The organism is Mesorhizobium sp. P2_E9 (assembly GCF_056403815.1).
In genome coordinates, this window is record NZ_JBFUET010000011.1 from 131,383 (window position 1) to 155,248 (window position 23,866).

At 64.9% G+C, this 23,866-nt stretch carries 26 protein-coding genes; 17 read left to right on the plus strand and 9 right to left on the minus strand.

What is annotated here, in order from left to right; genetic code table 11:
• The 3 genes from AC1D05_RS21065 (at position 1) to AC1D05_RS21075 (ending at position 1,807) form a co-directional block, all read left to right on the plus strand.
• Positions 1-219 (plus strand): hypothetical protein, encoded by a 219-nt coding sequence (locus AC1D05_RS21065; protein WP_477443621.1) that lies wholly within the window; start codon positions 1-3, stop codon positions 217-219.
• Between the two features lie 290 nt (positions 220-509).
• On the plus strand, positions 510-1,067 hold the full coding sequence (locus AC1D05_RS21070; protein ID WP_477443623.1) for a methylated-DNA--[protein]-cysteine S-methyltransferase: 558 nt from the start codon (positions 510-512) through the stop codon (positions 1,065-1,067).
• Positions 1,064-1,807 (plus strand): 2OG-Fe(II) oxygenase, encoded by a 744-nt coding sequence (locus tag AC1D05_RS21075; RefSeq protein WP_477443624.1) that lies wholly within the window; start codon positions 1,064-1,066, stop codon positions 1,805-1,807. Before AC1D05_RS21070 ends, AC1D05_RS21075 begins: the two co-directional genes overlap by 4 nt.
• A gap of 8 nt (positions 1,808-1,815) precedes the next feature.
• Here AC1D05_RS21075 and AC1D05_RS21080 read toward each other — a convergent pair whose 3' ends face one another.
• Positions 1,816-2,718, minus strand: coding sequence for a LysR family transcriptional regulator (locus AC1D05_RS21080; protein ID WP_477443626.1), 903 nt, complete (start codon positions 2,716-2,718; stop codon positions 1,816-1,818).
• A gap of 122 nt (positions 2,719-2,840) precedes the next feature.
• On the opposite strand from AC1D05_RS21080, the gene AC1D05_RS21085 reads away from it, so the two are divergent.
• Complete coding sequence (locus AC1D05_RS21085) at positions 2,841-3,755, plus strand: alpha/beta fold hydrolase (RefSeq protein WP_477443628.1); 915 nt, start codon at positions 2,841-2,843, stop codon at positions 3,753-3,755.
• A gap of 71 nt (positions 3,756-3,826) precedes the next feature.
• Here the strand turns inward: AC1D05_RS21085 and AC1D05_RS21090 are convergent, their stop codons facing one another.
• The 6 genes from AC1D05_RS21090 to AC1D05_RS21115 form a co-directional block, all read right to left on the minus strand.
• Positions 3,827-4,756 (minus strand): sigma-70 family RNA polymerase sigma factor, encoded by a 930-nt coding sequence (locus AC1D05_RS21090; RefSeq protein WP_477443630.1) that lies wholly within the window; start codon positions 4,754-4,756, stop codon positions 3,827-3,829.
• Positions 4,753-5,283, minus strand: a complete 531-nt coding sequence (locus tag AC1D05_RS21095; RefSeq protein WP_477443632.1) for a dihydrofolate reductase family protein — start codon at positions 5,281-5,283, stop codon at positions 4,753-4,755. The genes AC1D05_RS21090 and AC1D05_RS21095 overlap by 4 nt, the downstream gene beginning before the upstream one ends.
• A 2-nt stretch (positions 5,284-5,285) precedes the next feature.
• The gene (locus AC1D05_RS21100; protein ID WP_477443635.1) at positions 5,286-6,224 is read right to left on the minus strand and encodes an alpha/beta hydrolase; all 939 of its coding nucleotides are present in this window, start codon (positions 6,222-6,224) and stop codon (positions 5,286-5,288) included.
• Positions 6,225-6,335: 111 nt separating this feature from the next.
• The gene (locus tag AC1D05_RS21105; protein WP_477443638.1) at positions 6,336-7,217 is read right to left on the minus strand and encodes an SDR family oxidoreductase; all 882 of its coding nucleotides are present in this window, start codon (positions 7,215-7,217) and stop codon (positions 6,336-6,338) included.
• A 128-nt stretch (positions 7,218-7,345) separates the two neighbouring features.
• Positions 7,346-7,933, minus strand: coding sequence for a dihydrofolate reductase family protein (locus AC1D05_RS21110; protein WP_477443639.1), 588 nt, complete (start codon positions 7,931-7,933; stop codon positions 7,346-7,348).
• 37 nt (positions 7,934-7,970) lie between these two features.
• Positions 7,971-8,858: an NmrA family NAD(P)-binding protein gene (locus tag AC1D05_RS21115; protein ID WP_477443641.1), complete on the minus strand. Its 888-nt coding sequence runs from the start codon at positions 8,856-8,858 to the stop codon at positions 7,971-7,973.
• A 119-nt stretch (positions 8,859-8,977) separates the two neighbouring features.
• On the opposite strand from AC1D05_RS21115, the gene AC1D05_RS21120 reads away from it, so the two are divergent.
• The 4 genes from AC1D05_RS21120 to rsgA all read left to right on the plus strand — a co-directional run bounded on the left by AC1D05_RS21120 (position 8,978) and on the right by rsgA (position 12,541).
• Positions 8,978-9,394: a winged helix-turn-helix transcriptional regulator gene (locus tag AC1D05_RS21120; protein WP_477443643.1), complete on the plus strand. Its 417-nt coding sequence runs from the start codon at positions 8,978-8,980 to the stop codon at positions 9,392-9,394.
• A 125-nt stretch (positions 9,395-9,519) separates the two neighbouring features.
• Positions 9,520-10,767 carry a DNA polymerase IV gene (dinB, locus tag AC1D05_RS21125; RefSeq protein ID WP_477443645.1) on the plus strand — a complete coding sequence of 416 codons (1,248 nt, stop codon included), beginning with the start codon at positions 9,520-9,522 and terminating at the stop codon, positions 10,765-10,767.
• Positions 10,768-10,903: 136 nt separating this feature from the next.
• On the plus strand, positions 10,904-11,245 hold the full coding sequence (locus AC1D05_RS21130) for a hypothetical protein (protein ID WP_477443647.1): 342 nt from the start codon (positions 10,904-10,906) through the stop codon (positions 11,243-11,245).
• A 249-nt stretch (positions 11,246-11,494) separates the two neighbouring features.
• Positions 11,495-12,541, plus strand: a complete 1,047-nt coding sequence (gene rsgA, locus AC1D05_RS21135) for a ribosome small subunit-dependent GTPase A (RefSeq protein ID WP_477443649.1) — start codon at positions 11,495-11,497, stop codon at positions 12,539-12,541.
• An 88-nt stretch (positions 12,542-12,629) separates the two neighbouring features.
• Here the strand turns inward: rsgA and AC1D05_RS21140 are convergent, their stop codons facing one another.
• Positions 12,630-13,160 carry a sterol desaturase family protein gene (locus AC1D05_RS21140; protein WP_477443651.1) on the minus strand — a complete coding sequence of 177 codons (531 nt, stop codon included), beginning with the start codon at positions 13,158-13,160 and terminating at the stop codon, positions 12,630-12,632.
• Positions 13,161-13,346: 186 nt separating this feature from the next.
• On the opposite strand from AC1D05_RS21140, the gene AC1D05_RS21145 reads away from it, so the two are divergent.
• Complete coding sequence (locus AC1D05_RS21145) at positions 13,347-13,817, plus strand: NUDIX hydrolase (RefSeq protein ID WP_477443653.1); 471 nt, start codon at positions 13,347-13,349, stop codon at positions 13,815-13,817.
• A gap of 29 nt (positions 13,818-13,846) precedes the next feature.
• Here AC1D05_RS21145 and AC1D05_RS21150 read toward each other — a convergent pair whose 3' ends face one another.
• Positions 13,847-15,031 (minus strand): Gfo/Idh/MocA family protein, encoded by a 1,185-nt coding sequence (locus AC1D05_RS21150; RefSeq protein ID WP_477443654.1) that lies wholly within the window; start codon positions 15,029-15,031, stop codon positions 13,847-13,849.
• Between the two features lie 273 nt (positions 15,032-15,304).
• Here AC1D05_RS21150 and AC1D05_RS21155 point away from each other — a divergent pair, with 273 nt between their 5' ends.
• From AC1D05_RS21155 to AC1D05_RS21190, 8 genes are all read left to right on the plus strand, one after another.
• Positions 15,305-16,198 (plus strand): MurR/RpiR family transcriptional regulator, encoded by an 894-nt coding sequence (locus tag AC1D05_RS21155; RefSeq protein ID WP_477443656.1) that lies wholly within the window; start codon positions 15,305-15,307, stop codon positions 16,196-16,198.
• Between the two features lie 78 nt (positions 16,199-16,276).
• Complete coding sequence (locus AC1D05_RS21160; RefSeq protein WP_477443658.1) at positions 16,277-17,059, plus strand: SDR family oxidoreductase; 783 nt, start codon at positions 16,277-16,279, stop codon at positions 17,057-17,059.
• On the plus strand, positions 17,056-18,591 hold the full coding sequence (locus AC1D05_RS21165; protein WP_477443660.1) for a mannitol dehydrogenase family protein: 1,536 nt from the start codon (positions 17,056-17,058) through the stop codon (positions 18,589-18,591). The genes AC1D05_RS21160 and AC1D05_RS21165 overlap by 4 nt, the downstream gene beginning before the upstream one ends.
• A 130-nt stretch (positions 18,592-18,721) precedes the next feature.
• Positions 18,722-19,636, plus strand: a complete 915-nt coding sequence (locus tag AC1D05_RS21170; protein WP_477443661.1) for a sugar phosphate isomerase/epimerase family protein — start codon at positions 18,722-18,724, stop codon at positions 19,634-19,636.
• Positions 19,637-19,646: 10 nt separating this feature from the next.
• Positions 19,647-19,820 carry a hypothetical protein gene (locus tag AC1D05_RS21175; protein WP_477443663.1) on the plus strand — a complete coding sequence of 58 codons (174 nt, stop codon included), beginning with the start codon at positions 19,647-19,649 and terminating at the stop codon, positions 19,818-19,820.
• Positions 19,817-20,866: an ABC transporter substrate-binding protein gene (locus tag AC1D05_RS21180; RefSeq protein ID WP_477443665.1), complete on the plus strand. Its 1,050-nt coding sequence runs from the start codon at positions 19,817-19,819 to the stop codon at positions 20,864-20,866. Before AC1D05_RS21175 ends, AC1D05_RS21180 begins: the two co-directional genes overlap by 4 nt.
• A 242-nt stretch (positions 20,867-21,108) precedes the next feature.
• Positions 21,109-22,674, plus strand: coding sequence for a sugar ABC transporter ATP-binding protein (locus tag AC1D05_RS21185; RefSeq protein ID WP_477443667.1), 1,566 nt, complete (start codon positions 21,109-21,111; stop codon positions 22,672-22,674).
• Entirely contained in the window at positions 22,671-23,642 is a 972-nt protein-coding gene (locus tag AC1D05_RS21190; protein ID WP_477443668.1) for an ABC transporter permease, read from the plus strand. Before AC1D05_RS21185 ends, AC1D05_RS21190 begins: the two co-directional genes overlap by 4 nt.
• The last annotated feature ends 224 nt before the right edge of the window (positions 23,643-23,866 follow it).

Here is a 23,866-nt window from a genome sequence, read left to right on the forward strand (position 1 = left end):
ATGCGCACGATGGCAAGGTCTTCCACCGCCGGTGCGAACAGCCAGATCGCCAACGACGCTGCCATCGACGCGAAGTCACAGGTCTTGGCCGCCATTGGCGAGCTTGTCGATGATGGCAAGGCCGAATGGAGACGCACTGCGAGTGGCGAGGTTGAGCTGCGGCTGTCGTCTGGCGAAGTGTTCGTGCTGGGCGAGGTGTCCGTCACGCGTGTTGCTTGAAGTCAGCGCTCTACGGCGCCCCCCTCTGTCCTGCCGGACATCTCCCCGGAGATTGGCAGCTTTGGCGCCCCGCTCTTTCTTGCAACGCTTGAAAATTAGCGAAGGCCGTGATGACAGCAATCTCCCCCCAAGTGGGGGAGATGTCCGGCAGGACAGAGGGGGGCGCCGTAGAGCGCTCACCTTGGGGCGTCCTTCATCCTCGGAAGCGGCGATTTGAATTTGAAAGCAAGCATCGGAGTGAGACACGCCCGGCACGCAGCTAGGGTTCAGGCACACAAGGAGTGAAGCCAATGACCCTCATGCAAATCAACCGCCCGACGACAGCCTCCAATGCTCTCGCCGCCCTCGACACCATCACCTATGCCATCGGCCAATCCCCAATCGGCAACATCCTGGCGGCACGCAGCGATATCGGCGTCTGCGCCATCCTGATCGGCTCCGACGCCGACACCCTGAAGCAGGACCTCGCCAACCGTTTCCCCGGCAAGATGCTGGTCGAAGACAAACACGGGCTGCGCGGCGATCTCGCGGCAATCGCGCGCTTCATCGAAACGCCCGGCGCCGGCCTCGACCTGCCGCTCGACATGCGCCACGGCACGCCGTTCCAGCAGCGTGTGTGGGACGCACTACGCACCATCCCGTGCGGCGCCACCATCACCTACACCGCGCTTGCCCGGCGGCTTGGCCAACCGAACGGCGCCCGCGCCATAGCAACCGCCTGTGCTGCCAACGCCATCGCGCTCGGCATTCCCTGCCACCGCGTTGTCCGCGCCGACGGCACGCTGTCGGGCTACCGCTGGGGCATCGAGCGCAAGCGCGCCTTGCTGGACAAGGAGGCGGCGATATGAACGCCGATGCCAGGGTTGCCGCATCGGCGGCGGAAGCCGCCGAGACACGCGTCGTCGCATTTGACTGGCCGGCGCTGGCCGCCGACCTCGACGGCTTCGGCTGCGCGGTGATGGAAAAGCTGCTGTCACCCGAAGAGTGCCGGCAGATCGCCGGCCTCTACCCCCAGGAAAAACATTTCCGCAGTCATATCCACATGGCCAGGCATGGTTTCGGCAAGGGCGAATACCGCTATTTCCGCTATCCCTTGCCCGACCTCATCGGCGGCCTGCGCAGCGCGCTTTATCCCCGGCTGGCCGAGGTCGCCAACCGGTGGAACGAGCGTATGGGGATCGCCATGCGCTACCCCGGCACGCATGCCGAATTCCTCGACCAGTGCCATGGCGCCGGCCAGGTCAGGCCGACGCCGCTGTTGCTGCAATATGTGCCCGGCGACTTCAACTGCCTGCACCAGGACCTCTATGGCGACCTCGCCTTCCCGCTGCAGGTGGCGGTCCTGCTCTCCGAACCGGGCACGGATTTCACCGGCGGCGAGTTCGCCCTGACCGAGCAGCGCCCGCGCATGCAGAGCAGGGTCGAAGTGGTGCCGCTGCGCCAAGGCGATGCGGTGGCCTTCGCCGTCCACAACCGGCCGGCACAGGGAACCAAGGGCAATTACCGCGTCAATCTGCGCCACGGCGTCAGCCGCCTGCGCTCAGGCATGCGCCACACGGTCGGCATCATTTTTCACGATGCGAAGTAAGCGCCGGCTCACGCTTCCCAATAGGGCGGATCGCCAAAGGCCTCGCGCAGCCATGCGGTGAGCGCGCGCAGTTTGGCGGATCCGCGCCTATCCTCGGGACAGGCGATATAGAGGGTGGCTCCTTCGGGCTCGGCACCGACATCGACGACCGTCAATCGCTTGTCGGCGATCTCGGTCCGGATGAAGTAGGCAGGGAGCAGCGCCAGGCCGAGACCGGCCAGCGCGGCGTCGCGCATCAAAATCCCATTGTTGACGCGCAGCGCGGTTTCCGGACGGATCGTCACCAGCCGCCGCGAAATCTTGAACCGCCAGTCGGCGGCACCCCGGATGGAATAGATGATGCCCTTATGGCGTTTCAGGTCGTCGGTGGTCGCGGGCAATCCGAAGCGCTCGATATAGTCCGGTGAGGCCACGAGGAAGCGACGACTGGAAGCCAGCTTCCTGACGATGACAGGTCCGTCATCGACGACCGGTCCGTGACGCACAACGGCATCGTAGCCATCGGCCGCCACGTTGACGAAACGGTCGTCGACATCAAGCGTCAGTTCGATCCTCGGATGCCTGGCCAGGAAGCCATACAGCGCCGGGCCGAGATGGAGGATGCCGAAACTTGTCGGCGCCGATATTCTGAGCGGTCCAGCAAGTTCGCCGCGATGTTCGGCGATTTCGGCGCTGGCATCGGTCACCTCCTGCATGATCCGCTTGGCGCGCTCGTAAAAACCTCGCCCCGCCGCGGTGATGGAGAGCTTGCGGGTGGTGCGGTCCAGCAACCTTGCGCCGAGGCTGCGCTCAAGCTCCGACAGCCGCTCGCTGATGACGGACTTGGACAGGCTCAGGCGCCTGGCCGCTTCGGTGATCGAACCGGATTCCGCGACGGCCACGAACGCGGCGGCGGATTCAAGCTTCAGCATTGTTCGGTTTTCCCGAATTCACAATCAGGCGACCGGTGCCTGACGAAATCAAGGGCATGGTGCCATAGTCGAAAAGACCGCGATATGGCGGTGGCAGAATAAAAGCTTGGGGGTAGTGCATCATGTTTCGTCCTTTGGTCATCGTGCTTGGTCTGCTGTCACTCGCCGCTCCGGCCGCCGCGCGCGTGACCCCGTTTCCGACCGGCTTCAAGACGCAGTCGATCGAGACCAACGGCACCAAGCTTTATGTGCGCGTCGGCGGACAAGGACCCGCGGTCGTGCTGCTGCACGGCTTCGCCGATACCGGCGACATGTGGGCGCCGGCCGCGGTAAAGCTGATGAAGGATCACACTGTGATCGTGCCGGACCTGCGCGGCATGGGCCTGTCGGCTCATCCGGACAGCGGCTACGCCAAGAAGAACCAGGCGGCCGACATCGCCGGCGTGATGGATGCGCTGAAGATCGACAAGGCCGACCTGGTGACACACGACATCGGCAACATGGTCGGCTATGCACTGGCCGCGCAATATCCCAAGCGCATCACGAAATGGGTTGTCATCGACGCACCGCTGCCGGGCATAGGCGACTGGGACAAGATCAAGCAAAGCCCGCTGCTCTGGCACTTCAACTTCCGCGGCCCCGACATGGAGCGGCTGGTCGCGGGCCGCGAGCGCATCTACCTCGACCGCTTCTACAACGAACTGTCGGCCGACCCGAAGAAGATCGACGAGGCGACGCGCGTCCACTACGCAAAACTCTATGCACGGCCGCATGCCATGCATGACGCCTTCGAACAGTTCAAGGCATTCGACCAGGACGCCATCGACAACCAGGCGATGCTTTCCACCGGCGGCAAACTGGCCATGCCGGTGCTCGCCGCCGGCGCGGAGAAATCGGCGGGCACGACACAGGCCGACACCCTGCGCTTCGTCGCGGCGGACGTGACGGGAGCCATCGTGCCCGCCTCCGGCCACTGGATCATGGAAGAAAATCCGGACGCCACGGTCAAGCTCATCACCGATTTCCTCGCCAAATAACCGCGCGAAGTGGCCAATATCATTCTGGCGGCCGCGGACTCGCTGAAATAGGGCGCAGCCAGATAAGTCCATCACCCATCGGCGACGACCATGTCCAGGATCCACGGACACGCATAATAGTCGGCGATGCGGTCGATGACGCCGCCCTGCGCATGTACCCGCACGAGATAGGCCGGCCGCCAGACCTCGTTTTGCCGCCTGTCGACAACCAGCACGTCCTCACCTTCGACCACGTCCGGCCGCATGCGCCAGGGCTCGCCGCGCTCATACTCGACGAAATAGGGCGAGCGGGAGAGCAGGCCATTGTAGCAGTCCGAAACCCGCAACCGGGCATCGGCGCTGGTCAGCGCCCGCACCCCGTCCCAATCCCTGGCATTGAAGAGCTCGACATAGCGGCCGAGCAGGCGCTCAAGCTCAGGATCGTGCGCGGCCGCCGCGACCGGTTGCACCGGCAGAGCGGCGAGCTTGGCGCGGCCGCGATTGAGCGCCGACTTGACGCCGCCTGATGTCGAGCCGACCAGGTCGGCGATCTCGTCCAGCGAATAGTCGAAGACATCCTTGAGCAGCACGCAGGCGCGCTCTTTCGGCGGCAGGTGCACCACCAGCCGCTCGATGGCGCGGCCGGCGCCTGGGCCGGCGGGCTCGACCGGCAGCACGATCTCATCGCTGGCATAGCCTGCTTCGGCCTTGAGCCGCGTGCGGCGGGTGCGGATGAAGTCGATGCACCTGTTATGGGCGATGCGGAACAGCCATGGCCGCAGCGCCTGGGCGTCGTCGAGCAATCCGATCTTGCGATAGGCCTCGAACAACGCCTCCTGCATGATGTCCTCGCCGTCGAGGGCAGAGCCGGTCATGCGCGCGCAATAGCGGTGGAGGCGGACACGCAGATGCGAGACCGTCTCCAGGAACGCCCTGTAGCGCAGGTCGAACAGGCCTTCGGGGTCGAGGCGCGGCTCAAAACCTTGCCTCGCTTCGCGAGATTTACGGATCTGCTGATTCATCGCGGCACATAGGTCAGGGTCACCACGCCGTTGTCGAAACGATGCGTGCCGACAAGATCAAGGTTGATGGAACCGACATCGTCGAAGGCACGCTTACCGTGCCCCACCCAGGTCGGCACGATCGACAGATGATACTCGTCGACGAGCCCCGAGGATAGCAGCGTGCGGTCGAGCTGCGACACCCCGTATTTCAGTATGTCGCCGCCCGGTTGGCGCTTGATCGCGGCGAGCGCTTGCGCAACGTCGCCGTCAAGCAACGTGGCATTCCAGCCCACCATCTTCAGCGTCGTCGAGGCAACCAGCTTCTTCAGGCCGTTGATGCGGTCCATATACGGGCCCTTGATGTCGGGCCAGCGCGCCGAGAACATCTCGTAGGTTACGCGGCCGAGCAGGAAGTAGTCGACACCGGCAAGCGCCTGCAAGGCATGCACCTGGTTCTGCGCGTCGAAGAAGGGCGACGCCCAGTCCATCGGCCCTTCGATGACACCGTCCAGCGAGACGAAGCTCGACACGATCAGCCGCCGCATGGTCACGCCGCCTTGTTACCAGCGACGTTGCCGGCATCTGCCAACCCAAGCTTCGGCCGCACCCAGGCGGCGAAACGGCCGATCGCGTCATCGGCCTCCGGCGCCTTGCCGGCCATCATCTGGAAGGAGTGCAGCATGCCGTCGAAGACGTCGAGCCGCGTCTCGACGCCAGCTCGGTCGGCGCGCTCGGCGAACATGCGGCTTTCGTCGACCAGCGTCTCGTCGGCGCCGGCCTGCAGGAAGACCGGCGGAAAGCCGGAGAGGTCGGCATAGAGCGCGCTGACCTCCGGATCGAGCCGGTCGCGGTCGCCGATAAAATTGGTCACCAGCCAGTCGACGGACTCCCTTGCGAAGCCTGGATCCTTCTCGCGGTTGGTCTCGTAACTGGCGCCGGTCAGCGCCATGTCGAACCAGCCGGAAATGATCAGCGTGGCTGCCGGCAGCGGCCGGCCCTGGGCACGCAGCCGCTGCAGCACGCCATAGCTCAGCACCGCGCCGCAGGAATCGCCGGCAAGCGCGATCGCTTTTGTGTCAAAACCCTGGTCGACGAGCCAGTTCCAGGCCGCCATCGCCGCCTCGAGCTGGGCCGGATGCTTGGCCTGGTGCGCCAGTGGATAGTTATAGACCAATGCCCGGCAGCCGACGGCCTTGGCCAGATGGCCGACCAGCTTGCGGTGCGTGTACATCGAACCGCCAAGGAAACCGCCGCCATGCGCGTAGAGCAGCGCCCTCTCCTCGTCGGCGCCCTTCGGCACGACCCATAGCGCCGGCACGCCGCCGGCATCGACCTCGATATAGTCGACACCGCCGGGTTCGCCGGTCAGCGCCGTCCAGCTGGTGTCGTTGAAATCGATCATTGCCTGTGGGCTGTTGAACTTGCCGGCATTGGCGACGATCGCCGCATAGTGGTTCCTGTTTGCCTCGCTCTCGATGCTCGCCATGATGGTCTCCTGGGGTTACGGATCGCGGACGGTGCGACCTTCCAAAGCCAAGGACGGACGGGCGGACAAAAAAGATACGCTGCTGCATGGTTTTTTTCGCGGCAGCGCAGCTCAGGCCGTACCGCCAAACATCGCCGCATGGCGCCGGGCGAATTCGACGAACGGCGTTGGCCGCACGCCGAACATCTCGTGCGTCGCCAGATGCACCCGCGATTTCGGCCGCCGCAGCCGCTCGGCCAGTTGCTCGTCCAGCGCATCGGCGAAGATGGCCGGAATGCCGCTGGCCAGCAGGTTGCGCCGCCGCTCATCGGGGCTGACATTGACATAGCGGACCGGCTTGCCGATCGCCTGCGATATCAGCGCCGCTATATCGCTCATCGTCAGCGCCTGCGGCCCGGTCATATCCAGGCTCTCGCCCTCATGGCCACCGTCGCGCAGCAGCCGGAAGGCCACCTTGGCGATATCCTCGACATCGACCGGCGACAGTTCGGTCTCGCCGAGCGCGAGATAGAACGCGCCCTCGGCGGCAATGGTCGGTGCGTCGCGCAGGTAGACCTGCATGAACTGGCTAGGGCGCAGATGCGTCCAGGCCACGCCAGCCGCTTCAAGATAGCGCTCGACCTCCTCATGCATGCGGGTGAAGCGGAATTTCGTCGCATCATAGCCGATGTTGGATTCGGCACCGGAGAATTTTATCACATGCGCGACACCGGCCTGCCTGCAGGCATCGACGAAACGACACTGCGTTTCCGTCATGTCTTCAGCGGCGGTCGAAATCATCAGCACGCGGTCGATGCCGTCGAGCGCGGCGCCAAGCGTTTGCGCCCGGCGCATGTCGCCCTCGACCAGTTCGACACCGGCAAGGCCGCCGAGCCCTGCCATAGACGCCCGGTCCGCATCGCGAACCAGCGCCCTCACCTCATGCTTCTGCCGCGCGAACTCGCGCATGATCGCTTTGCCGTTCAGGCCCGTGGCGCCCGTCACCAGGATCATCGTCTTGTCTCTCCGTCTGGGATTGCTTCGGCGGCCACACCGGCAACCGCACCTTGAAGACGAACAGATGCGGTCAAAGGATTCTGCCCAAACAGGTTTTCGGTGAAATTTCTTCGCTGCGCCTGCAGTCACCTCGCCGGCGCGTAGCGGTTGACCACCATGCCGCAGGCATAGGCCTTCGAGCCGAGCAGAAGCAGCTTGGCGAAACCGCCCTGGTCGAAGATGCGGCGGCCAGCGCCCAGCACCGCCGGGTTGATGAACAGCTGGAATTCGTCGACCAGCCCGGCCGCGATCAGCGCCGAGGCAAAGCCGGCGCCGCCGAAGACGGCCATGTCGCCGCCCTCGCCCACCTTCAGCGCGGCGACCTCACGCGGCAGGTCGCCGCTCACCACCCTCGTGTGCTCCCAGCGCGAGGTTTTTAGCCTATCACTCGGCACCACTTTCCGCGCCTCCACGATGCGCTGGGCGAAGGCATAGAATGGATCGGTCGGATACTTCTTCGCCGCATGGCCCCAATGGCTGAGATAACCCTCCTCGGCCATCTTGCGGCTGAGCAGGATCGTGTCGATGCCGGCGAAGACAGTGTTGAAATCGCGCTTCAACTCCTCGTCCCAGCGGATGTCGTCGCCCCATTCCCAGAGCTGCCAGGGATGGTCTTCATTGGCACCGACAAAGCCGTCGATCGACATCTGCATCTGAAGAATAAGCTTTTTCATGGCGTTCGCCTCGTTTTCGGATTCTATGCGGAAAGGCTCATGCCGCGCTTTGCGAGCGGGCGAAGGCTTGCGCCCAGCTCTCGAAACTGGTCGGCGTGGCGCTGCGGACCGACGGCGCCTCCAGCGCACAGCGCTCGCCCTTGTTGAAGCTCGCCGCCGTTTCGCCGAGCGCATCGACAAAGCTCGCCGACATTCCGTTGGCGATCATGCCGGCGCGGGCATCGGCGAAGGCGGCGGCATGATAGGCCACTTGCCTGCCGACCGCCTTGCCAAGGATCGCGGTGGCTTGTTCGAAGGTGTAGTAGCCGCCGCCATGCAGTTCGACGACCCGCTCGGTGGGGAACCGGGCAGCGCCCAGCAAGGCGGCGGCGCGCTGCCCGACATCGCCGGCCGCAATCAGCGGCATCGGCAGATCGCCGCGGAACGGCGTGGCGAAGACGCCGGAAGCGGCTTGCTGGACAAAGGCCATGCCCTTGGCAAAATTCTCCATGAAGAACGAGGCGCGCAGGAACACCAGCTCGTCGAGCCCGAGCACTTCCAGCCGTTCCTCCATCAACGCGGCACCGAGCGAGGTTCCCATCCTGAGATGGGCGTTGAGGCCGCTGAGCAGCACGACGCGGCGCACGCCTGAATGCGCGATCGCTGTTGCCAGCCGCTCGCCGACCTCGTCCTCGAAGCGATGGAGATCCGGCGCGGTGACGTCGAACGGGATCATCACATAGGCGCTGTCGGCGCCGGAGAAGGCAGCCTTCAACGCATCCGCATTGTCGAGCGCAACGCCCAGGCTACGCGCCACGCCGCGCACCGCGTGCCCCTGCCCGGCCAGCACGGAAGCGACTTCCATGCCGACCTCGTTGGTGGCGCCGACAACCACGATGGTTCGCGGTGCGATGGCGGCATCGTTCTCGATCGCTTGCTGGTTCATGTCGTCCTCCTCTGCGAAACCCAGCCATCATGGCCGGCAAATGATTTACTTTTGGAACCATTTGACGCATGCAGATAATGATGTCAATAGTAAAGTGATTTAAAAATGGAACCATAGAGATGTCGACGCGCGAAAGATCCGGCTGCCCGATCAATCTGTCGCTGGAACTGCTCGGCGACCGCTGGACGCTGCTCATCATCCGCGACCTGACCTTCGCCGGGAAAAAGCACTTTCGCGAGTTCCTGCAGTCCGATGAAGGCATCTCCTCGCGCACGCTGGCCGAGCGCCTGCAGACGCTGCAGGACGAAGGCATCCTCACCCGCAGCGACGACCCGAGCCACGGGCTGAAAGCGATCTACCGGCTGACCGAGGCCGGCATCGACCTTTTGCCGGTGCTGGCCACGCTCGGCGCCTGGGGCAGCAAGCACCGCAAGGCGGACGACAAGCTCGCCCGCATCGCCGACGAACTGGCGGCCGGCGGCGAGCCGGCACTGGAACGGATGAAAGCGGCGCTGCGGGCGGAACATATAGTTTAGCCGCCGCCTCCCGTTCCACTCAGGACTGCGGCCGGGAGACACAGGTAATCGGTTTCCCTTGACAGCAATCACCTTTTGTTCTCTATCTGTTCGCATCTATCAGCAACTGCGGATGAGCGGTCGGGATGGAAACGACAGCCACCATCCTGCATGCCGATCTCGACGCGTTTTATGCCTCGGTCGAGCAGCTGCTTGACCCGTCGCTGCGCGGCAAGCCGATCGCCGTTGGCGGCGGCGTGGTGCTGGCTGCCTCCTATGAAGCGCGCGCCTTTGGCGTGCGTGGCGGCATGCCGGGGCGCAAGGCGCGCGAGCTTTGCCCGCAGCTGATCTTCGTCGGCGGCAATTTCAGCCACTACCAGCGGCTGGGCGACGCGGCGATCAAGGTGCTCGATGATTTCACGCCGGTGGTCGAGCGCATTTCCATCGACGAGGCCTTTGCCGATGTCGCCGGCTGCACGCATCTCTTCGGCTCCCCGCAAGACATCGCCACGGCGATCCGCCGCCGCGTGCGGGCCGAACTCGGCCTCCCCATCTCGATCGGTGTGGCCCGCACCAAGCATTTGGCCAAGATCGCCTCGCAGGTCGCCAAGCCCGACGGGCTGGTGGTGGTCGATCCCGGCACCGAGCTGGCCTTCCTGCACGATTTGCCGGTCGGCCTGATGTGGGGCGTCGGCCCGGCGACCAAGGCGCGGCTGGCGGAGATCGGCGTCGAGACCATCGGCGAGCTGGCAAGGACCCATAGCGGCGCGCTGACCAGGCTGCTCGGCCTCGCCGCCGGCGAAAAGCTCGCCGCCCTGTCATGGAACCGCGACCCGCGGAAACTGGAGACCAAGCGCCGCGCGCACTCGGCCGGTGCGCAATCGGCACTTGGCCAGAAGCCGGCCGTGGCTGATGTCATCGTGCCGACACTGCTGCATCTGGCCGACCGTGTCGCCAGCCGGCTGCGCGCCAAGGCGCGACCCGGCCGCACGGTGACGGTGCGCGTGCGCTTTGCCGATCTCAGCGCCGTCACCCGCTCGATCACGCTGGACCAGCCGATCTCGGCGACCACCATGCTGGCCGAAATCGCGCAGGACCTGGTGCACGGCGTGCTCGCCGACCACCGCCACGAAAAGACGATCTCGCTGCTGGCCATCTCGGTTTCGCATCTGGAGGAGAGCGCCGAGCTGCAGCTCGACCTGCCGCTTGGCCTCGCCGACGAGAAGCGCCGGCCGGGCAGCAGAAAAGGCCTCGCCCGCTTCGGCGCCGACCGCGCCATCGACAAGATCCGCGAGCGCTTCGGCAAACAGGCCGTCGGCTACGGCACGGTGGCGCTCGAAGCGGCGCGCTCCGTGCCCGACGAATTCAGGGAACTGGCGGAAAAGGAACTGTGAGCGCGCTTGGCGCGATTGGTCACCCGAAAGTGCCCGCGCCAGCATGGTAACCGACGGGCGGCAGCCCGTGAGAAATCTTGATCTCCGCACACTGGCTATTCAAGTAAGGTGTAGTCGCCACAGGCCTTGGAACCCGATGTTCGCACCTTTCATCGTTTGCGTGTTGGTCACAGCTCTCAGCGCAATTGTCAGTCTCGGTTTCTCCGTAGCTGCCGTCATGAACGGAACCGGCAACGCCCGGACAGTCGCATCGTACGCCTGTGCACGCAGCGCGGCTTTGGTGGTCGCAAGCGTCGTGCCACTTTTTACAGGTTCGACGGAATGGCTTGAAGCCATCGCCTGGACAATGATCCTCGTGCAGGCTGGGGATGCCGTCATAGGCACCACGATCGATGATCGAATGAAAACCTTCGGCCCGGCCGGTACATCGCTCGCCAACCTTCTGGCTCTCCTGTGGCTCATCCAGTCTGTTCAATGAGATCACGACAGACAGGCTCAGCGCGCGAAAGTTGCCGGCTTCGCGCGAAACCGCCACGCCGCTGACACCCGGCGGGCGCTGGATTCCACACCGTTCCACCTTCCAACGGCCGAAGGTGTCGTCGCCGGCAACGCTTGCCAAATCCCGTCACGCCGCCCATACAGCGGCTTCGGCGGATTGCCATCCCGAGAGGTCCGCGCCTCTCCCATCTTGCCGGGGATACTGTCCAATGCCTGCGACGCCGTACCCTTGGTCGAAGCCTTGACGGCCTCCTCCCCCGCCCCGTCACTATCTCTTGCCAGCCTTGGCTGGTCGGAGTTCTTCGCCGATCAGCTCGAGTCGGGCGAGGCAAGCCTCATCCCGACGCGCATCGCCATGGTCCACCGTGACCGCTTGGCCGGCCTGTCGCAGGCGGGGCAGGTAGATCTGACGCTGCCGGCGAATGCCAACACCGGCGACTACGCCGTCGGCGACTGGGTGCTGGTCGAGCCGCATGACCAGCTTGTGAAGCGCCGCCTGACCCGCAAGACGGTGCTGGAGCGCCGCACCCAGGGTGGCCGGGTGCCGCAGCTGGCCGCCGCCAATGTCGATACGCTGTTCATCGTCACCTCCTGCAATGCCGACTTCAACATCGCCCGGCTCGAGCGCTATCTGGCGCTGGCCAACGAGGCCGGAACGACACCCGTGATGCTGCTGACCAAGGCCGACACGGCAGAAGACGCCGAGACCTACCAAAGCCAGGCCGCCGCGCTGCAGCGCGGCCTGGCCGTGGTGACGCTGAACCCGCGCACATCGGATGCCGCGACAGCACTCGCCGCCTGGTGCGGCGCGGGGCAGACGGTGGCGCTGATCGGCTCCTCCGGTGTCGGCAAATCGACGCTGGTCAACACGCTGGCGGGATCGGCGCAGCACTCGCCGCAGCAGACCGGAGCCATTCGCGAACACGATGCCAAGGGACGCCACACCACCACGGCGCGGTCGCTGCATGCGATTGCCGGCGGCGGCTGGGTGATCGACACGCCGGGCATGCGCACGCTACAGGTCAGCGACGTCGGCTATGGCATCGACACGCTGTTTGCCGAGATCACCGAACTTGCCCCATTGTGCAAATTCCGCGACTGCACGCATGTGCACGAACCGGGCTGCGCGGTGCAGGCTGCCATCAAGGCCGGCACGCTCGATCCCGAGCGTCTTGCCCGCTGGCGCAAACTCTCCGAAGAAAACCAGCACAACACACCGGTTCAAACAGGACCTCGCGGCGCCAAGTCCCCCACGGGCCGCGGCAAGCGGCGCTGACGACCGTCCTACTGCCTACTGCCTACTGCCTACTGCCTACTGCCTACTGCCTACTGCCTACTGCCTACTGCCTACTACCCTACTGCCCTCAAAGCCGCGCCGTGCCGAAAACCCGGTCCCACAACAGCGACGTCACGCCGAAATTGGCGTTGTCGTCGATATGGTGGTGCACTGCGTGGCGGCGCTTGAGCGTGTAGAGATAGCTGGGATGGGTGGGATGCCAGTGGTGGATCATGTGGTGGACACTGATGTACCAGAGATAGCCCAGCATCAGCCCGCAGCCGACCGCGCTGGCGGTCGCGAAATCCGAGATCAACCAGACGGGCAGTGCGATCAACGCATGCACGCCGAGACTGAGCCAGGTCGGCGTGCCGACCGGACTGCGCTCCTCGACATGGTGACGGTCGTGCAGGTCCCTGATGTAGGGAACGTGATGCAGGACGAAGCGGTGCAGGACGTATTCGATCAATGTCCACAGGCCGAGACAGATCAGCACCATGCCGATCCATTCCGGCGCGCTCTCTTCCCCGGCCTCGATCAGCCCGGCTACCCCCAAGAGGGCGATCACCAGCGGATAGACCACGAAATCGCTGTAGTAGCCGATCAGACCCAGTTGCATTCCGGACGCCCCATCTGATTCTCGACGCCGCCCCAGAAACGATGCTACCAGATTGCCTAACTCGCGGGTGAGGTGCAATGCAGATGCATCTGACATAGCGTCGCAATTACCCGGTGCAAGTTCGCCACCCATGATCCCTGCAGAATCAGCCGACTTCGCACCAGCGCCGCAAACGGACATGCAATCATGGCAAAACGCAGTGCGGGCCTGCTGATTTATCGTCGAAGCGATGGCGAACTCAGGGTGCTTCTGGTTCATCCCGGCGGCCCGTTCTGGGCAAAGAAGGACGATGGCGCCTGGTCGATCCCGAAAGGCCTCGTCCACGAGAACGAGGACGAGCTGTCGGCCGCACGACGCGAGACCGGGGAAGAACTCGGCATCACAGTCGACGGCTCCTTCACGCGCCTCGGCGATTACAAGCAGCCAGGCGGCAAGATCGTCATCGCATGGTCCGTTGAGACGCATGCCGAGATCGACGTCGCCACGATCAAGAGCAACAATTTTACGATGGAATGGCCACCGCGGTCGGGGTCGATGAAGGAATTTCCGGAGGTCGACAGGGCCGGCTGGTTCAGCCTGTCAGAGGCCGAGGTCAAGATCCTTGTCGGACAGCGTCCGATGCTATTGGATTTGGCAGAGCAACTGGGTGTTGAGTGATCTCCGGACAAGGATGGGATCCGCTGTCCTCACCCAAACCGCGCCGCCGTCCACGCCCCGCCGGCCGCGTTCGACTCCACCGCCGCCGCGACAAACTTCACCCCTCGCGCACCATCGACAACATCCGGCACCTGCGCCGCGCGCGCTACATCAACCACGCCACCGGACCGATGCGCGCGAATGATATCGGCGGCGTCGCGGTAGAAATTGGCGAAGGCCTCGATATAGCCTTCCGGATGCGCCGCCGGCATTCGCGATACGCGCTGGCTTTCTGCCGTCGAGCCATGGCCGCCGCGCACCAGGGTGCGGGTTTCCTCGCCATATCGGGAAAAGCGCAGTTCCTCCGGCCGACCGCCCGACCATTCGAGGCCAGCCTTGTCGCCATAGATGCGCACGGAGAGATCATTGTAGTGGCCGGGCGACGTCTGGCTGGCCAGGATCGTGCCGCGCGCCCCGCCCGTCCAGCGCACCATCACATGCGCATTGTCGTCGAGCCGGCGCCCAGGCACGGCGGTGAACAGATCCGCCGACACCGCCTCGGCCTCGCAGCCCGAAATGTAGCTCGCCAGATTGAAGGCATGCACGCCGATATCGGCCAGCACCGCCGACTGCCCGGCCCTGGCCGGATCGGTGCGCCACTCCGCCTGCTTCTGGCCCTCGGCGTCAATCGGCTTGGTCAGCCAGTCCTGGATATAGGCGCCATGCACCGACACGATCCGCCCGAGTTCACCCGCCGCCACCATCTCGCGCGCCTGGCGCACCATCGCGTAGCCGGTGTTGTTGAGCGTGACGACGAAGCGGCGTTTTTTGGCGCGCGCCAGCGCCACCAGCGCCTTGGCGTCATCAAGCGTCGTCGACAGCGGCTTGTCGCAGATCACGTCGATGCCGGCTTCGAGGAAGGCTGTGGCGATCGGTGCGTGCAGATGGTTGGGCGTGACGATGACGACCGCCTCGATGCCATCAGGCCGCACGGCTTCGGTCTGCGCCATCACGCGATAGTCGGCATAGCTGCGCTCGGGCGCGATGCCGATTTCGGCGGCCGAAGCGGCGGCGTTCTCCGGGTCCGACGACAGCGCGCCGGCGACCAGCACGATCTGGTCGTCAAGGCGCATGGCGAGGCGATGCACCGCGCCGATAAAGGCATTGCGCCCGCCGCCGACCATGCCGACCCGCAGGCGCTTGCCCGCCGATCCGTCCGATGTTGCATAGACCATGTTTTCTCCTCCACCTGTCATTTCGTCATCCTGGGGCGGAGCAAGGAGCGTAGCGACGCGGCGCAGACCCCAGGATCCATGCCGCGACTTCAAGGCGTTGCGACGGTGCAGAATCTTCTTCCGCTGCACTCCTCGGCAATCGTCGCGGCATGGATCCTAGGGTCTCCGCAACGGAGCTTCGCTCTAGGATGACGACGGTGAGGGCCTACCACTTTCGAACACAATTTCCAATTTCCATATTGTAATACGATCGTGCCGCGCTAGCCTGAGATCATGAGTGGGGCGGGCAAATCATCCGGGCGATCCAGTGCCGACGAGGCGGCGACGCGCAAGCGTGGGCGCTCTCTTGCCGCGTTGGGCTATATCCAGCCGCAGACCTATGAGGAGCTGCGCGCGGTGCTGTCGTCGGGCACCGTGCATTTCCCCAAGCGGCTGCGGCAGGTGGCGATCTTCATGTGGCAGCATCCGAGCGACGTCGCGCTCGGCACCATCGCCCAGGTGGCGGCGCAGGCAGGCGTGCAACCTTCGACGCTGGTGCGCTTTGCCCAGATCTTCGGCTATTCCGGCTTTTCCGATTTCCAGGGCCTGTTCAAGGAGCACGTCAAGGGTTCGTGGCCGGAAGGACGTGGCCAAGAACGGACCGAAGCCGAACCCAACGCAAATCTGCATTTCCTGCACGGCATGGTCGGCGCCTCCCAGGCCTCCCTTGGCCGCATCGAGGCCGGCTTCGACGTCGAGAGTTTCGAGAAGATGGTGACCCTGCTGGCCGCCGCCGACCTGATCTATGTCATCGGCTCCAAGCGCGCCTTCCCGGTCACCACCTATCTGTCGCTGACGCTGTCGCAGCAAGGCGTGCGCAATGTGCTGGTCGACAATGTCGGCTCGTCGGCGCTCGACCAGGTCGGCTGCATTGGCGCGCGCGACGCGGTGCTGGCCGTCTCCTTCAGCCCCTACAATTCGATCACGCCCGACCTCGTCGCCGTGGCGCATGAGCGCAAGGCCGGCATCGTCACCATCACCGACAGCACCTTCAGCCCGCTCATCCGGTTGTCGGACAGCTGGCTGGAGGTGGTGGAATCCGACTTTGCCGGCTTCCGCTCGCTGGCGGCGTCGCTGGCGGTCGGCATGGCGCTGGTCCAAGGCGTCGCGGCACGGCGCGGCACATAAGGGGATGCTGGCACAATTGACTATCGGGAATTGCCGTTCCATATTTTGAAAAATAGAAACTTTGTTCCGGGAGGAGGAATGGAGCTTCATCTCCAAGGCAAGGTCGTGCTGGTCACCGGTGCGACACAAGGCATCGGCCGCGCCATCGCCGAGACGCTGGCGCGTGCCGGCGCCGGCGGGCTGCTGATCACCGGACGCGATGGCAAACGCGGCGACGCCGTGGCGGCAGAGCTTTCCGCCACCGGCACGCCGACCATCTTCGTCGCCGCTGACCTTGGAGACCCGCAAACCCCTGCCCTCCTCGCGCAAGCCTGCATCGAGCGCTTCGGCCGTATCGATGGCCTCGTCAACGCCGCCGGCCTGACCGACCGCGCCTCCTTCCTCGATGCCAGCCTCGATGACTGGGCCTCGCTGTTCGCCGTCAACGCGCGCGCGCCGTTCTTCCTGATGCAGGCCGCGATCGCCGACATGAAGAAGCGCGGCCAGGGCGGCGCTATCGTCAACATCCTGTCGATCAACGCCCATTGCGGCTCGCCCGAGCTTGCCGTCTATTCCGCCACCAAGGGCGCACTGGCGACGCTGACCAAGAACGCCGCCAACGCCCACCGCTTCGACCGCATCCGCGTCAACGGCATCAATGTCGGCTGGACCGACACCCCGGCCGAACGCGTCATGCAAGCCGAGACGCTAGGAAATGGCCCGGGTTGGCTAGACGCCGCCAACGCCGCGCAGCCGTTCGGCAGGCTGCTGACGCCGAACGACATCGCCAACCTCGCCGTCTTCCTGCTCTCCGACGCGGCCGGCCCGATGACCGGCACGGTGATCGACCAGGAGCAGTCGGTGATCGGAGCGAACCGGTGAACGTTTCGCCCGAGACACTTGGCCCGACGCTGCTCGACCGCTTGCCTGCGTCGGTCCAGACACCGGCCTATGACCGCGCATCCCTCGCCCCTGGCATGGCGCATCTCGGCGTCGGCGCGTTCCACCGCTGCCATCAGGCCGAATACACCGACGATCTGCTGTCGCTGCAGTTCGACCGCTGGGGCGTGGTCGGCATCAACATCCGCCCGCCCCGCCTTGCCGGCACGCTCGGCCGGCAGAGCGGCCTCTATACAAGGCTGATCCGCGAGAACAGCCATGTCGAAGCCCGCGTCATCGGCAGCATCGTCAAGGTTGTCGACAGTCAGGAGAGTGCGGACCCGGCGCTCGAGGTGCTCGCCTCGCCCGACATCGAACTGGTGACGATGACGGTGACCGAAAAAGGCTACTGCCACATCCCATCGAGCGGCGCGCTTGATCTCGGCCATCCCGACGTCGTCCACGACCTCGCCAATCCCGAGACGCCGCGCAGCATCCCGGGCATACTCGCGCGGGCGCTGGAACTGCGCCGCGCCACGCATGGCCGGTCGATGACGCTGCTCTCCTGCGACAACATCCCGACCAATGGCGTCATCTTGGAAAATGTCGTGCGCACCATTGCCGAACGGCGTGGCAACGGTCTGGCCGACTGGATATCAGCCAACACCGCCTTCCCCTCCGCCATGGTCGACCGCATCGCACCGGCGGTGACGCAAGATGACCTCGACAGCGTCGAGCAATGGTTCGGCTACCGCGATGGTGCCGTTGCCGTCTGCGAGCCATTCCGGCAGTGGGTGATCGAGCAGAAATTCGCCGGCCGCGTGCCGCGCTGGGACCTGGTCGGTGCGACCTTCGTCGACGATGTAACGCCGTTCGAGCATCTCAAGATGCGGGTGCTGAATGGCGCGCAGACGACGCTCGCCACGCTCGGCGTGCTGGCCGGCCTCGAATACACTTTCGATACCATCGCCGACCCGCTGCTGTCCGCTTTCATCAGGCGCATGCTGACCGAGGAAACGCTGCCGACATTGATGCCGGTGCCCGGTGTCCTGCCTCTCGCTTATGTCGAGCAGAGCCTTGGCCGGCTGAAGAACACCGCGATCCGCCACCGCAACCACCAGATCGCCACCGATGGCTCGCAAAAGATCGTCCAGCGCCTGCTCAACCCAATCCGCGACCGCCTCGCCTTGGGCCAGACCATCGGCCTGCTGTCGGTGCCCGTCGCCGGCTGGATGGCCTATCTCATCCAGGCCTCGGATCGCTTCGGCAAACGCTGGCCGGTATCGGACCCCTATGCCGGTAAGGTCGCCGACATCGCCGACGCGACCGGCCACGATGCGCCAGCGTTGGCTTCAGGCATCCTGGCCACAGACACGATTTTCGATCCCGGCCTTGCCGCGAACGAGACATTTCGCGCGGCCGTCACATCGGCGCTTGATGAACTGCTTTCGGACGATCCGATGGCGGCTATCAGGCACAGTCTCGAACAGGATGAGGTCGCGAGGTTGAAGCGATCCAAGCAATCGGCATTATAGGCATGGCCGTGAAGACACGACAAAAGCAATTCCAGGAAAAGTGTGAAACGGTTTTCCGTCCGGAATTGCGCAAAAAACAAAGGGATAGAGCGGTTCAGCGTGAAACGATGAAGCGCTCTAGGGAGGCACTATGAAACTTGGACTGCTCACCGCACCATTCGCGGAGACGCCGCTTGCCGATGTCGCCGGATGGGCACATCAGGCCGGCTTCGAGGCGCTGGAAATCGCCTGTTGGCCGAAAACATCCGGTGCGACCCGACGCTATGCCGGCACCAGCCACATCGATGCTGCCTCGACATCGCCCGCGCAGGCCAAGGAAATCGTCGCCTCGCTGGCGGAAAAGAGCCTCACCGTTTCCGGCCTCGGCTACTACCCCAACCCGCTGCATCCCGATGCCGCGCACCGCCAAGCGGTCATCGGCCATCTGAAGAAGGTGATCGCGCTGGCCGCCAATATGGGCGTGCCCGTGGTCAACACTTTCTGCGGCGGCGATGCCTCGAAGACCGTCGACGTCAACTGGCAGGACGCGCTGAAAGTCTGGCCCGAAATCGTCGCTTTTGCACGCGGCCACGGCATCAAGCTTGCCTTCGAGAACTGCCCGATGATCTTCAGCTATGACGAGTGGCCGGGCGGGCACAACATCGCCTATTCGCCGCAGGTCTGGCGCCGCATCCTGGAAGCCTGGGGCGGCGAGGTCGGCATGAATTTCGACCCCTCGCATCTGGTCTGGCAGATGATCGACCAGGCCCGCTTTATCAGGGAATTCGGCCCCTACATGCTGCATGTCCACGCCAAGGATTTGATGATTGATCGTGATGGTTTGTACCAGCGCGGAATCCTCTCGGCCGGGATAGGCTGGCAGGTGCCGCGCATGCCGGGGCTGGGCGATGTCGACTGGAGCGGCTTCTTCTCGGGCCTCTACCGCGCCGGCTATGACGGGTCGGTCATCATCGAACACGAGGACAGGCGATTTGAAGGCAGCGACGATCAGGTGAAGCGGGGTTTTCTGCTCGCCCGCGACGTGCTGCGTCCGTTCGTCAAGTGAGGAGAAGAGCATGTCGCCCAAAAGTGCCCAGCGGTTTTGGGGCAACGACATGCCCAGGGAAAACATGTCGGCAACGGCATGCGGAAAGAACAACGAGTTGAGCCGCCTGAATCTCTTTCTGAGCGACACGGTTCAACGACTTGGAACTGAAACTGAAAAACAATGTGGAGGAAGTCTGAAATGAAGAAAATCCTGACCATGGTCCCGTTGCCCACCATTCCACTACTTGCGGGCGCTGCCTTGCTGGCCTCGGTTGGCGTCTCGGCCGCCGCCGGCAAATACACGATCGGCATCTCCAACACCGTCCAGGGCAATGGCTGGCGCGAGGAGATGGTGTGCGCCATGAAGGCGCAGGCGCTCGCTTCCGGCGAGGTCGCAAAACTCAACATCGCCCACCGCAACACCGATGCCGCCGGCCAGCTCGAGGACATCCGCAACCTGATCAGCGCCAAGGTCGACGCCATCGTCGTCAACCCCGCCGATCCGGCCGGCATCAAGGCGGGCCTCGAGGAAGCCACCAAGGCTGGCATCGTCGTCGTCGCCGTCGACCAGGCGGTCACCGAACCGTCGGCCTACATCATCTCCAACAACCAGGAGCAGTATGCCTATCTCGGCGCCAAATGGCTGTTCGGCCAGATGGGCGGCAAGGGCGAGGTGTTTTATATGCGCGGCGCCGCCGGCGCTTCCGCCGACTCTGATCGCGACAAAGGCTTCAAGAAGGCGCTGGCCGAATTCCCCGACGTGAAGGTCGCGCAGGAAGTCTTCACCGGCTGGCAGCAGGACCAGGCCAAGCAGCAGATCCTCTCCTTCCTGTCGACGGGAACGCCGTTCAACGGCATCTGGACGTCAGGCATCGACAACGTCATCGTCGACGCGCTGGTGGAATCGCAGGCGCCGCTGGTGCCGGTGGTCGGTGCCGACAATGCCGGCTTTGTCGGCCAGCTCAGCTCGGTCAAGGGTCTCGTCGGCGCGGCCGTCACCAACCCCGGCTCGATCGGCGGTGCGGGCGTGACGCTGGCGCTGCAGATCCTCGACGGCAAGAAGCCGGCACAGCAGACCGTGCTGGTCGATCCGCAGCTGTGGGACAACGCCACCGACGAAGGCAAGGCCAAGCTGAAAGCCGCCGCCGACCCGTCGCTCAGCCCCGAATGGCCGGTCTCGATCTCGATCCCCGACTGGACGACATACACGAAGGAGCAGATCGTGGCGTGTAAGGGGCCGGGCGAGTAAGGGCTGGATTGACGAGCCGGGGCGCGCCTCTTCCTTCCCCCCTTGTGGGGGAAGGTGGATCGGCGCGTCAGCGACGAGACGGATGAGGGGTGTTCCAGCGGAGTGAGGCGTTGGCGTTCCCTGGAACACCCCTCATCCGACCTCGCTTCGCGAGGCCACCTTCTCCCACAAGGGGAGAAGGATAGTCGCCGCTTCTGCCGACATCACACTCCACAAGCCGCAGAGATCGAGAACAAGACATTTTGACGACAAGCCCCCAACTGCAAAGCCCCCTCCTCGACGCCACCGGCGTCGCCAAAAACTACGGCGCGGTTGCCGCCCTGCGCAACGCGTCGCTGTCCGTCCTGCCGGGCGAGGTGCACGCTTTGATGGGCGCCAATGGTGCGGGCAAATCGACGCTTGTAAAAATCCTGACCGGCGCCATTACTGCCAATGCCGGACACATCTTGATCCGGGGCGAAGCCCGCGACATACGCTCGCCCGCCGCCGCCCGCCGCGCCGGGCTGTTGCCTGTCTACCAGGAGCCGTCGCTGATCCCCGATCTCGACGTGCTGTCCAATTTGCGGCTCACCGGCACGCCGGTCGAGCCGTTCCGCGCCTGGGTGCGCGAGCTCGGCATTCCCGACCTCGATATCCGCGACACCGCGCGCGACATTCCGCTGGCCGTGCTGCGCGTGCTCGACCTGGCGCGCGCGCTGGCCGTCGAACCCGACGTGCTGCTGCTCGACGAAATGACCGCGGCCCTGCCCGCCAACCTTGCCGAAAAGGTGCTGGAAGTGGTGCGCCGCCAAGGCGATGCCGGCCGCGCCGTGATCTTCATCTCCCACCGCTTCGTCGAAATCTCGGCGCTGTGCGACCGCGCCACCGTGCTGCGCGATGGCGAGACCGTCGGCGTCGTCGACATCGTGCCGGGCGTCGAGGAAAAGATCGTCGAGCTGATGCTCGGCACCCGCATCGTCAAGACCCATGTCGCCGCCCGCAGCGCCGCCGAGAAGGCAGCGCCCGCCTTTGCCCGGCCGCGGCTTTCCGTGCGCAATTTGCGCGTCGGCACCAAGCTCAGCGACGTTTCCTTCGATCTCGCCGATGGCGAAGTCGCCGGCGTCGTCGCGCTCGAAGGCCAGGGCCAGGACGAGCTGTTCGCGGCCCTCGCCGGCTCGATCCGGCCGTCCGGCGGCACCATCGAGGTCGACGGCAGCCCAGTGAAATTTGCTCACCCGATCGACGCCATCCGCGCCGGCATCGCCTATGTGCCGGGCGACCGTTCCGAGGCACTCGCCATGCAGCGCTCGGTCCGTGAAAACATCGCGCTGCCCTTCAGCGCCGCGTTGCGCAACTGGGGGCCGATCCCCATGCGCCGCGAGCGCGCAAAAGTGCTGAGCGCCATCGAGCGCCTTCAGATCGACACCCGCGCGCAAGGCGAGGTGCAGCGCCTGTCCGGCGGCAACCAGCAGAAGGTGACCATCGCCCGCTGGATCGCGGCCGACGCCCGCACCATCCTGTGCTTCGACCCGACGCGCGGCATCGATGTCGGCACCAAGCAGGAGATCTACAAGCTACTGCGCGAGCTCGCCGGCCACGGCAAGTCGGTGCTGTTCTACACCTCCGAACTGGAAGAGGTGCAACGCGTCTGCGACCGCGTCATCGTCATCTTCGGCGGCCGCCTCGTCGACATCTTTCCGGTCGAGGAAGCCGACGAGCCGGCACTGATGCGCGCCGCCTACGGCCTGCCGCGCGGCGCCAAGGCCGATATCGGGATCTTGGCCGCCCCCACCGCCAACGCTTCCGATGCGCCGGAGCCGACGCCATGAGCCACTTCCTGCGCCGCCAGGGTTGGGTCATCGGCCTGCTCGCCCTCTTCATCGTGCTGTTCATCGCCACCAGGATCATCCAGCCCGCCTATGGCAGCGGCGATTTCGGCTCGCTCGCACGCGCCGTGCTGCCCTACGCCTTCGCCGTCGCCGCCCAGACGGTGGTGGTCATCGCCGGCGGTATCGACCTCTCCGTCGCCGCCATGATGGCGCTGACCAGCGTCACCGCCGCCTCGATGATGGCGGGCGCGAGCGAAGAATACGCGCTGTTCGTCGTGCCCTTCGTGCTCGCCATGGGTTTTGTCCTTGGCGCGCTCAATGGCCTGCTCATTGTCGTCACCCGCGTGCCCGACATCGTCGTCACGCTGGCCATGCTGTTCGTGCTGCAGGGCGCCGCCCTGCTGGTGCTCGACGCGCCGGGCGGTGCAGCCGCCGAATGGCTGAAGGCGCTGATCTCCGGCACCGTGCCGATCCCCGGCCTGCCCGACGCCATCGACGCCTGGCTGCCGAAGGCGCTGCTGGTGCTGATCGTCTGCCTCTGCGTGATCTGGATACCGCTCAGGCGCTCGCGCCTCGGCCTTTCCATCTATGCCATTGGGTCGAGCGAACTGGCGGCGTTCCGCTCAGGCGTGCCGGTCAAGCGCACCCGCATCATCGCCTATGCGCTGTCTGGCCTGTTCGCCGCCTTTGGCGGGCTGGCGCTGACCATGAGCACCGGCATCGGCGCCCCCATCCCCGGCCCCTATCTCTTGGCCAGCGTCGCCGCCGTGGTGCTGGGCGGCGTCGCGCTCGGCGGTGGCAAGGGCGGCCTGCTCGGCCCCATCGTCGCCGTCTTCGTGCTGCGCCTCGTGCGCACGGATCTGACGCTGCTCGCCATCGACCCCAACGTCACCGCCATCATCGAAGGCGCCATCATGGTGGCGGTGGTGATGTTTGGCGCATTTATTACGATGCGGGGGCGGCAGTGATGGAGCATGAAATGAGGCGGTGCGCCCTACGGCTCCCCCCTCTGTCCTGCCGGACATCTCCCCCACTTGGGGGGAGATTGGATGTCATCTCGGCTTTCGCCAATCTCCAAAGGCGCAAGAAGGACGCCGGCGCCAAAGCTGCCAATCTCCCCCCTTGTGGGGGAGATGTCCGGCAGGACAGAGGGGGGCGCCGTAGAGCACAATCCTCCCAGAACATCGGGCAA